General features: G+C 31.3%; 1 protein-coding gene. It reads right to left on the reverse strand.

Annotation, left to right across the window (positions count from 1 at the left end; translation table 11 throughout):
* Positions 1-66: 66 nt before the first annotated feature.
* A partial coding sequence (locus AC1DTM_RS30460; protein WP_477001701.1) for a DUF4937 domain-containing protein occupies positions 67-654 on the reverse strand: 588 nt, incomplete at its 5' end.

Raw genomic sequence — 654 nt, forward strand, 5'->3', positions numbered from 1 at the left:
CAATTATACAAGAACAAATGTTCCATTTCAACTTATCTAAACTAGCTACTTTAACAAGTTCTAACTTTATTTCGAAGCGGCAACAGACCATTCTTCCTTCCTAATAACTTTCTTTCCATTTATATTTTCAACATACTCATTTACATTTGCTAACTGATATAACTCAGGAAAAATTTCTTTCATATAACGTTCATGTACTATTTCATCTTGCCAATAAGTTAATACTATGTAACGATTTTCATTCTTTAAAGACCTCCCTACAACTCCACCTAATATCCCTTTTTCATTTTCCATTCCTTTATTCCAAATTGTTTCTTGCGTATGTAAAAAATTCTTTTCTTTTCCTTCTTTCACATCGCAAATTGCAACTCTTACAAATGACCCTTGTGCAATTACGTCTTTCAAAGGAGTTTCTGTTATATCATACAACGTTTGAAACATTTCAATATTACAGGAAATATATGTGCCTTCTTGATTACTATTTAAAAAAATTGTATCATGAGCATCATTCATGAATGATTGATATGCATTTCTATCTTCCCATAAAGTATACACACACGCTTCTTCTTCATTCCACCCACCAAATTGCCCATGAAAACCATCTAGATGCTGTATATCACGCCATTTTTCTTGTGCTTTTGAAAACAATTCCTT

The organism is Bacillus sp. P4_D3 (assembly GCF_056401855.1).